Below are 8,630 nucleotides of genomic sequence, written 5' to 3' on the forward strand. Positions count from 1 at the left end.
GGATGATCGAAATTCGCGGCCTGACCAAGTATTTCGGCGAGCATCTGGTGCTGGACCGGGTGACCCTTGATGTCGCGAAGCACGAGGTGGTCTGCCTGATCGGCGCCTCGGGCTCGGGCAAATCGACGCTGCTGCGCTGCATCAACCGGCTGATCGAGCCCGATTGGGGCAGTATCCGGCTGGACGGCGTGGCGGTCGAGGATCCCTCCTGGGGCAAGACCGGGTTGCAACGACGGGTGGGGATCGTCTTTCAATCCTACAACCTGTTTCCGCATATGCGGGTCATCGACAACATCATGCTGGCGCCCCGCAAGGTCCGCGGCCTCTCGCGGGTCGAGGCTCATGACAAGGCGATGGCGGTGCTGGCGCTGTTCGGGATGGAGCGGTTCGCGCGGGCCTATCCCGAGCAGCTGTCGGGCGGGCAACAGCAGCGTGTGGCGCTGGCCCGGGCGCTGGCGGGTGAGCCGGAGGTGCTGCTGCTCGATGAGGTGACGGCGGCGCTGGACCCCGAGCTGGTGGGCGAGGTGATGGCGGCGATCCGGGGGCTGAAGGCACAGGGGTTGACCATGGTCATCGTCACCCATGAGATGGGCTTTGCCCGGGATCTGGCCGACCGGGTCTGTTTCCTCGATGGCGGCCGCATCGTCGAGGAGGCGCCGCCCGGTGCGCTCTTCAACGCGCCCGAGCATCCGCGAACCCGGCAGTTTCTGGAACGGCTGCTGGAGGGCGGGCGGCTCTGATCCGTGCGGGGGGAGGCGACCTCCCGCCCGCCCACCCCGGTCGCCTCCCCCCGCAGGCCATCACGGCGATGGGGCGGGGTGGTGATGCCCCGGCCGCGCCCCGGGCGCGTGGGCGGGGCGTTCCCCTGAAGTGGATATTTCCAGAACAAAGATGTGAGGAGCGACGGAGCCGCGAATCGCTTGACGGGCAAGGGGTTGCGGCGTCGGATGGCGGGATGCGCCTGGCCCTCGTCCTTCTGCTGCTGCTGGCTGCCTGCGGGCGTCCGCTGACGGTCCATGAGACCGATCTGGCCACGCGCCTGTTCGGCCCGGGCCTCGATACCACGCAGGTGCGCTTCTATCGCAACGGCTTTGTCGGCATGCGCAGCCATCTCTATCCGGCGCGCCCCCGCACCACCTGCCGCGAGCGGATCCTGCCGCCCCCGGACCAGCCCTATGAACGGGGCCGCGCGGCGGGGATCGTGCTGTTCAACACCGTCAACGTCCGGCCCGACGTGCTGCGCCCCGATTTCGCCTGGCACCGCGAGGGGCTGATGTCGCTGGGCGCGGCGATGTATCTGGTGCACGAGCTGACCCATGTCTGGCAATGGCAGAACCGGGCGCTGACCGGCTATTCGCCGCTCAGGGTCGGGAGTGAACACGCCACCTCGGACGATCCCTATCTCTTTGATACCGAGGCGAATGTCCGGTTCCTCGACTATGGCTACGAGCAGCAGGCCAGCCTGGTTGAGGAATATCTCTGCTGTCAGGTGCTCGACCCCGAGGGCGCCCGCACCGCCCGGTTGCAGGGGCTGATCTCGCAGGTGATGACCCCGGGCGATCTGCCCGATGTCCAGGTCCTGCTGCCCTGGCGCGGGGTGGAGCGGGCGGGGATCTGCGGTTGACGCCGGTTTGAGTGCCGGTGAGCGCGGCCCGTGATAAGGTGCCGCCAAACGCCTCTCACAGGCAGATTGGAGTACCCCATGCACAGGCGCCATTTCCTGACGTCGCTGGCCCTGACCTTTCCGGCCCTTTCCGCCACCGTTGCGCTGGCCGATGGCCCCGAGGGGATCCAGCCCGGCGCCTATTACCCGGTTCGGGTGCTGGGGGCGGGCCAGTCCACGCGGATCGACCATGTCATCGTCACCGACGGGCGGCAGGCGCTGTCGATCGACTGGCGCTCGGGCGCGGCGCTTTACGATGAGGACCGGATCGACCTGTCGGGCGTGGGCGGCGGCATCGGCGCCTTGTTCCGCACGCCGTTCCGCACCCGCTGGCGGCAGGCGCTGCCCCTCGGCACGGTCGAGATCGACCGCGGCCGCAACACGCTGATCGCCCGGGTCGAGGATGCGGCGCCGCTGCTGGGCGCCGCGGCGACGGTGGCGGCGGGACACTACAGCTGGGACCTGCCGGGGCGTCTGGCACCGGGCAGGGCACCGGCAGCAGGCGGCGAACCCGCAGGCGCGCTGAGGATCGAGCAGGACGGGCGGCTTCTGGTCAGCCTGCCGCAGATGGTGGCCCAGGTCTGAGCGGCGATCCCCTCTGCCCGCTCTGCCTCAGGCCGATCCCGCCCGATGCGCCGCAATCGCTGCACCATCTGGTGCCGAGGCTGAAGGGCGGCAAGGGCGGGCCGGTCGTCCTGCTGCACGCGCTTTGCCACAAGGAAATCCATGCGGCGCTGAGCGAGGCGGAACTGGCCCGCAACTATGCGACCATCGAGGCGCTGCGCGCCCATCCGCGCCTTCTGCGCTTCATCGCCTGGGTGGCGAGGCGGCCGCCGGGCTTCGTGTCGCGGGTGCCGGGCGGGCGGCGGGCTCGACAGCGGTGAAGGGCTCGGATAGGGCGGGGCGCATGGATTGGGATGACGAGATCGACGCGCGGGGCCTGCTGTGTCCCCTGCCGGTGCTGAAGGCGCGCAAGCGCCTGATGGCCATGGCGCCGGGTCAGGTGCTGCGGGTCCGGGCGACGGACAAGGCCTCGATCATCGACATGCCGCATTTCTGCTCGCAGGCGGGGCACGAGTATCTGGGCTGCGACGAGGTCGAGGGCGCGCTGGCCCATCGCCTGCGCCGGGGCGGCTAAAGCCCCGCCCGCAGCGCCATTTCGTGGCCGAGGCCCAGAATCCAGCCCTCGTCCGCGATCCTTGGGTCGGGCGGCGTTTCCAGCAGCGGGCCGAGCGAGGGCAGGGCATGCAGCGCCCTTGCCAGCAGCGTGACCTGCACCTGATCCTTGACCACCCCCGGCCCGAGCCGGGCGTTGACCTCGGGCGCGAGGATCGAGGGGAAGACCTCGGCCAGAATCACCGGCGCTGTCAGCGGCTCGAAAGGCCAGACGGCGACCCGGCCGGGGAAGGCCCGCCTGAGCCGCTCCAGCATGGCGATCCCGGTCAGCGCCTGCGAGCCGACCGCTCCGGCGCCGCCCAGTTTCCACGGCGATTGCGCGCCTTTGGCGGTGGCATCGGCCAGCCGGTGTTCGGGGAAGCCATGGCCCGCGCGCTGGCTGCCCTTGTGGGGCAGGGCGGCGAAGCCCTGTCGCGTCGGGTTGAACCAGAAGGGGCCGAAGCCGGGCAGCATGCCGTTGATCCGCGCCGCCAGTTCGATCCGGTTCGAGCGGTTGTCGGGCCCGTCCGTCAGCTGCGCGGCCAGCCAGCCCCAGACCGCCAGCGCCCCGTCCCGCCCGGTCAGCGCCCGGGCGAAACCCGCCGGATAGCCGAAGGGAAAATCGGCACCGATCAGCAGCGTCTCGCCCCGGGTCAGCGTCTCCTCGACCAGGGTTGCCAGCGCCTCGAAGGCCAGCGCCCGGGTGCGGGGATTGCTGGCGGTGCCGTCCGACAGGCCCAGCCAGATCGAATCCTTGCCCTGCCGTGGCCGGTTGGCGGCCGACCAGTCGAGGATGGCCAGGCGCTCAGGTCGCAAGGCGGTTCTGCGCCTCGTCCAGATCCTCGGGCGTATTGACGTTGAAGAACGGGTCTTCGGGGCCGTCGAACCTCACCGACCTTGCGCCGAATTCCGCGGCGACCCGGCCGACCCGGCGCTCACCCCCGGCCAGCGCCTTGCGGATCGCCTCGCGCAGCACCACCGGCCAGAGGGCAACGACGGGATGCTTGCGGCCCCGGCTCTCGGCCATTGCGAACGGGTGACGGGCCAGCCGCACCACCAGATCCGCGGGCAGAAACGGCGTGTCGCCCGGCGCGCTGAGGATATGCGAGAAACCCTTGGCCGCGGCCCAGTCCATCCCCGCCACGATCCCCGCCAGCGGCCCCGGGAAATCGGGCGTCGCATCGGGCAGGACCGGCAGGTCATAGGCCGCGAACCGGGCCGGGTCGCCATTGGCGCTGATCGCCATCGCCTCGACCTGCGGATCCAGCCGGTCGATGACATGCGCCAGCAAAGGCCGGTCGCGCAGGGCCAGCAGCGGCTTGTCGCCGCCCCCCATCCGCGTTGCCCGCCCGCCTGCCAGGATCACCGCTGCGACCATCATCCACCTTTCCCCCTGACTGCCGACAGGCTATCAGGGTGCCATGAGACCGCAAGAGCAAGCCCTTTTCCCTCTGGCTACCGTCACCGGCACCGAGCGCGGCCAGACCGACCGCCTGCTGGCCGAGGTGGCGCGGGTGCTGAGCGCCGAGGGCTGGGCGCTGGCCGGTGTCGTGCAGGTCAACAGCGGTCGCCCGGGCCGGGCGCATTGCGACATGGACCTGCAGGTGCTGGGCCGGGCCGAGGTGATCCGCATCAGCCAGAACCTGGGCGAGGAATCGCGCGGCTGCCGGCTGGACCCCGAGGGGCTGGAAACCGCCGTGGCGCTGGTCGAGGGCACGCTGGCCGAACGGCCGCGCCTCTTGATCCTCAACAAATTCGGCAAGGCCGAGATCGAGGGTCGCGGGTTCCGCCCGCTGATCGCCGCCGCGCTGGAACAGGGCATCCCGGTGCTGATGGGGCTGAAACCCCTCAACCGCCCGGGGTTCGAGACCTTCGCCGAGGGGCTGGGGCAGGGGCTGCCGGCCGAGCTCGACCAGATCCTCGACTGGTGCCGACAAACCGCGGCAATCGAGCCCTTGACCTTCCAGTAGCTGGAAGCAACATATCGGTCAGGACCACCCATGGAGGGTCCGATGACCGATATTCCGACTACCCAGACCCTGCGCATTGACGGCATGACCTGCGCCTCCTGCACCGCCCGCGTCGAGCGGATGCTGGGCAAGGAAGAGGGCGTGACCGGCGTGCGCGCCAATTTCATGACCGGCACCGTCGCCATCGACGGCGCCGCCGAACCCGCGCGCCTGGCCGAGAAACTGGCGGGCGCGGGCTTCACCGCGGCCGAGGATGTGACGCGCCTCGCCATCGGTGGCATGACCTGCGCCTCCTGCGTCTCGCGCGTCGAGCGGGTGTTGCAGAAAGTGCCGGGCGTGACCGCGGCCAGCGTCAACCTCGCCGGCGAGACCGCCACCGTGCGCCATCTTGCCCTCACCGGCATGCCGGAAAAACTGGCCGAGGCGGTGCGTTCGGCCGGCTACGAGGCCCGCATCGCCACCGAAACCACGCGTGAGGATCTGGCCCGCCACAAGGGCGAGGAACAGGCGAAGCTGGCCCGCGCCGTGCTGCTGGCGGCCGCGCTCACCCTGCCGGTCTTCGTGCTGGAGATGGGCGGCCACGCGGTCCCGGCCTTTCACCATTGGCTGCACGGGCTCTTCGGGCAATTCCCCCTCTGGGTCGCGCAATTCCTGCTGACCTCGGCCGTCCTGTTCGGTCCCGGCCTGCGCTTCTACCGCGCGGGCGTCCCGGCGCTGCTGCATGGCGCGCCCGACATGAACTCGCTCGTCGTGCTGGGGGCGACCGCCGCCTGGGGCTATTCGACACTCGCCACCTTCGCGCCGGGCCTTTTGCCCGAAGCCTCGCGCGTCGTCTATTTCGAGGCCGCGGCGGTGATCGTCACCCTGATCCTGCTGGGCCGCTGGCTGGAGGCCCGGGCCAAGGGCCGCACCGGCGCCGCCATCGAGAAACTGGTGGGCCTGCAGCCGAAAACCGCGCGCCGCGACCGCGCCGGGCTGATCGAGGAAGTGCCGATCGACCAGATCCGCCCCGGCGACCTGCTGCATCTGCGCCCCGGCGAGCGGGTGGCGGTCGATGGCGCGGTGGAAACCGGCCATTCCTGGCTCGATGAAAGCATGATTACCGGCGAGCCGCTCCCGGTCGAGAAGGCGCCGGGCGCCGCCCTCACCGCGGGCACCGTCAACGGCAGCGCCGCGATGACCTACCGGGCCGAACGGGTCGGCGCCGACACGATGCTCGCCCGCATCATCCGCATGGTCGAAGAGGCCCAGGGCGCCAAGCTGCCGATCCAGGCGGCGGTCGACCGGGTGACCCGGGTCTTCGTGCCGGTGGTCATGGGGATTGCCGCGCTGACCTTCGCGGTCTGGCTGATCTGGGGGCCGGGCCTCGCGCAGGCCATGGTCGCGGGTGTGGCGGTGCTGATTATCGCCTGCCCCTGTGCCATGGGGCTGGCCACGCCCACCTCGATCATGGTCGGCACCGGGCGCGGGGCCGAGATGGGCGTGCTGTTCCGCCGGGGCGATGCCTTGCAAGCCTTGCAAGGGGTCGAGGTCGTGGCCTTCGACAAGACCGGCACCCTGACCGAGGGCAGGCCTGCGCTGGTTGCAATCCACCCCGCGCCCGGCACCGCCGACGATGCGGCGCTGGCCCTCGCGGCGGCGGCCGAATCAGGCTCGGAACACCCGATCGCCGGCGCCATCCTGCGCGCCGCGGCCGAGCGCGACCTGACCCTGGCCCCGGCCGAGGGCGCCACCGCCATCGCGGGCTTCGGCCTTTCGGCCCGGGTCGGCGGGCAGACGGTGCTCTTGGGCGCCCGGCGGCTGATGGACCGCGAGGGGATCGTACTGGGTGACCTGCCCGCGCTGGCGGATCAGGCCGCGGCCGAGGGCGGCACGCCGCTCTATCTGGCGGCGGATGGCGCGGTGCTGGCCCTCTTCATCGTCGCCGACCGCCTCAAGCCGACCACGAAACCGGCCATCGACGCGCTGCACGCGCTGGGCCTCAGGACCGCCATGGTGACCGGCGACGCCGCGCCCACCGCGCGGGCCATCGCCGCGCGGCTGGGCATCGACCAGGTCGAGGCCGAGGTCCTGCCCGAAGGCAAGGTCGCCGCCATCGAGGCCCTGCGACGGAACGGCGCCACGGTCGCCTTCGTCGGCGACGGCATCAACGACGCCCCGGCGCTGGCGGCGGCGGATGTCGGCCTCGCCATCGGCACCGGCACCGATGTCGCGGTCGAAGCGGCCGAGGTGGTGCTGATGTCGGGCGACCTCTCGGCGGTGGTCAACGCCATCCACCTGTCGCGCCGGGTGCTGCGCAACATCCGCCAGAACCTGTTCTGGGCCTTCGCCTATAACGCGGCGCTGATCCCGGTGGCGGCGGGGGTGCTCTATCCCGCCTTCGGGATCCAGTTCTCGCCCATCCTCGGCGCTGCCGCCATGGCGCTGAGCTCGATCTTCGTTCTCACCAATGCGCTCCGGCTCAAGGCCCTGCGCCCCGCCGTGGAGGCCGCATGAACATCGGCGAAGCGGCGGCGGCCTCGGGCCTGCCCGCCAAGACCATCCGCTATTACGAGGAGATCGGCCTGATCCGTCCGAAACGCGACGGCAACGGCTACCGCGCTTTCGGCGCCGATGAGGTCCATCGCCTCGCCTTCCTCAACCGCGCCCGCGGCCTCGGCTTCTCTATCGAGGATTGCCGCGCGCTTCTGGGGCTCTATGACGACGCGAGCCGGGCCAGCGAGGATGTCAAACGCCTCGCCGCCGACCACCTCGCCCGGATCGACAGCCGCATCGCTGAATTGCAGGCGATGCGGGCGACGATGGCGGGGCTGGTCTCGGCCTGTGCCGGGGACGGGCGGCCCGATTGCCCGATCCTCGAGGATCTCGCCACCGGGCCGCTGTGCACCCATCGCAGCCCGACCCGGCGCGAGTGACTTCCCCTCGCCGTCCCGATCCTGCATCTTTGCGCGGCAAATATCCCGGGGGTCCGGGGGCAGGGCCCCCGACGGGGCGCGAGGGGGCTCGATGCCCCCTCGCGCCCCGCCCCCTTTGACCGGAAGGAACCCGCCATGACCCTGCAGCTCTGGGGCCTGAAAACCTGCGACACCTGCCGCAAGGCCCTGAAATCCCTGCCCGCGGCCGAGTTCCGCGACATCCGCGCCACGCCGCTCACCGATGCCGAGATCGCCGTGCTGCTGAATGAATTCGGGGAAAAGCTGGTCAACCGCGCCTCGACCACCTGGCGTGGCCTCTCCGAGGAGGAGCGCGGGCAACCCGCGGCGCAGCTTCTCGCGCAGCATCCGGCGCTGATGAAGCGGCCGGTGATCCGGGCGGGGGGTGTCTGGTATCTGGGCTGGACCCCGGCTGCGCGCGCCGCGCTCGGCGTGGCCTGAGGCGGTTCCGTCTGCGAAGGGGCCGCCCTGTGCCGCATCGCGCGGTCGTGGTCAGGACAAAGCCCGCCGGTCAGCCCGGCGGGCTTCGGAAAGCGGCCGGGTCGGGCGAAGGCTCAGAGCAGCTTGAGGTCCGAGGCCGAGGATCGGCCATCGCGGCCCGATTGCATCTCGAAGCTGATCTTCTGGTTATCCTGCAGACCTTTCAGCCCGGCGCGTTCCACCGCCGAGATGTGGACGAAAACGTCCTTGCCGCCACCATCGGGGGCGATGAAGCCATACCCTTTGGTCGCGTTGAACCATTTTACGGTGCCAGTGGCCATGTCCGTACCCATTCCTCTCATGTTTCCCGCGACGTCATTGTCGGCGGGCCGTGCAGCCAGGCCTTCGGGTCGTGCGGGCTGCCTGGAAGAGGCGCGGGCGCAGGAAGTCTGTTGTCACCCGCAAAAGGATGCCATGAATCCCCAACAA

At 70.6% G+C, this 8,630-nt stretch carries 12 protein-coding genes; 9 read left to right on the forward strand and 3 right to left on the reverse strand.

What is annotated here, in order from left to right:
• Positions 1-2: 2 nt before the first annotated feature.
• From DDE23_RS01860 to DDE23_RS01880, 5 genes are all read left to right on the forward strand, one after another.
• Positions 3-740, forward strand: coding sequence for an amino acid ABC transporter ATP-binding protein (locus DDE23_RS01860; protein ID WP_107749681.1), 738 nt, complete (start codon positions 3-5; stop codon positions 738-740).
• Between the two features lie 215 nt (positions 741-955).
• On the forward strand, positions 956-1,624 hold the full coding sequence (locus DDE23_RS01865; protein ID WP_107749682.1) for a hypothetical protein: 669 nt from the start codon (positions 956-958) through the stop codon (positions 1,622-1,624).
• 78 nt (positions 1,625-1,702) lie between these two features.
• On the forward strand, positions 1,703-2,248 hold the full coding sequence (locus DDE23_RS01870) for a hypothetical protein (protein WP_107749683.1): 546 nt from the start codon (positions 1,703-1,705) through the stop codon (positions 2,246-2,248).
• Positions 2,245-2,547, forward strand: coding sequence for an HNH endonuclease family protein (locus tag DDE23_RS01875; protein WP_107749684.1), 303 nt, complete (start codon positions 2,245-2,247; stop codon positions 2,545-2,547). Before DDE23_RS01870 ends, DDE23_RS01875 begins: the two co-directional genes overlap by 4 nt.
• A gap of 23 nt (positions 2,548-2,570) precedes the next feature.
• Positions 2,571-2,801: a sulfurtransferase TusA family protein gene (locus tag DDE23_RS01880; RefSeq protein ID WP_107749685.1), complete on the forward strand. Its 231-nt coding sequence runs from the start codon at positions 2,571-2,573 to the stop codon at positions 2,799-2,801.
• On the opposite strand, the gene DDE23_RS01885 is transcribed toward DDE23_RS01880, so the two are convergent.
• Together DDE23_RS01885 and mobA are read right to left on the reverse strand one after the other, a co-directional pair.
• Complete coding sequence (locus DDE23_RS01885) at positions 2,798-3,634, reverse strand: molybdopterin guanine dinucleotide synthesis (protein WP_107749686.1); 837 nt, start codon at positions 3,632-3,634, stop codon at positions 2,798-2,800. The genes DDE23_RS01880 and DDE23_RS01885 overlap by 4 nt on opposite strands.
• Entirely contained in the window at positions 3,624-4,199 is a 576-nt protein-coding gene (mobA, locus tag DDE23_RS01890; protein ID WP_107749687.1) for a molybdenum cofactor guanylyltransferase MobA, read from the reverse strand. Before mobA ends, DDE23_RS01885 begins: the two co-directional genes overlap by 11 nt.
• 40 nt (positions 4,200-4,239) lie before the next feature.
• Here mobA and DDE23_RS01895 point away from each other — a divergent pair, with 40 nt between their 5' ends.
• The 4 genes from DDE23_RS01895 (at position 4,240) to DDE23_RS01910 (ending at position 8,162) form a co-directional block, all read left to right on the forward strand.
• Entirely contained in the window at positions 4,240-4,788 is a 549-nt protein-coding gene (locus DDE23_RS01895; RefSeq protein ID WP_107749688.1) for a DUF2478 domain-containing protein, read from the forward strand.
• A 42-nt stretch (positions 4,789-4,830) separates the two neighbouring features.
• Positions 4,831-7,284, forward strand: coding sequence for a heavy metal translocating P-type ATPase (locus DDE23_RS01900; RefSeq protein WP_107750212.1), 2,454 nt, complete (start codon positions 4,831-4,833; stop codon positions 7,282-7,284).
• Positions 7,281-7,703 carry a Cu(I)-responsive transcriptional regulator gene (locus DDE23_RS01905; RefSeq protein WP_107749689.1) on the forward strand — a complete coding sequence of 141 codons (423 nt, stop codon included), beginning with the start codon at positions 7,281-7,283 and terminating at the stop codon, positions 7,701-7,703. Before DDE23_RS01900 ends, DDE23_RS01905 begins: the two co-directional genes overlap by 4 nt.
• 141 nt (positions 7,704-7,844) lie before the next feature.
• On the forward strand, positions 7,845-8,162 hold the full coding sequence (locus tag DDE23_RS01910; protein WP_107750213.1) for an arsenate reductase family protein: 318 nt from the start codon (positions 7,845-7,847) through the stop codon (positions 8,160-8,162).
• Positions 8,163-8,275: 113 nt separating this feature from the next.
• Here the strand turns inward: DDE23_RS01910 and DDE23_RS01915 are convergent, their stop codons facing one another.
• The gene (locus tag DDE23_RS01915; RefSeq protein ID WP_107749690.1) at positions 8,276-8,482 is read right to left on the reverse strand and encodes a cold-shock protein; all 207 of its coding nucleotides are present in this window, start codon (positions 8,480-8,482) and stop codon (positions 8,276-8,278) included.
• Between the last annotated feature and the right edge of the window lie 148 nt (positions 8,483-8,630).

Origin of the sequence: Pararhodobacter aggregans (assembly GCF_003075525.1) — a bacterium.
Lineage (GTDB): Bacteria > Pseudomonadota > Alphaproteobacteria > Rhodobacterales > Rhodobacteraceae > Pararhodobacter > Pararhodobacter aggregans.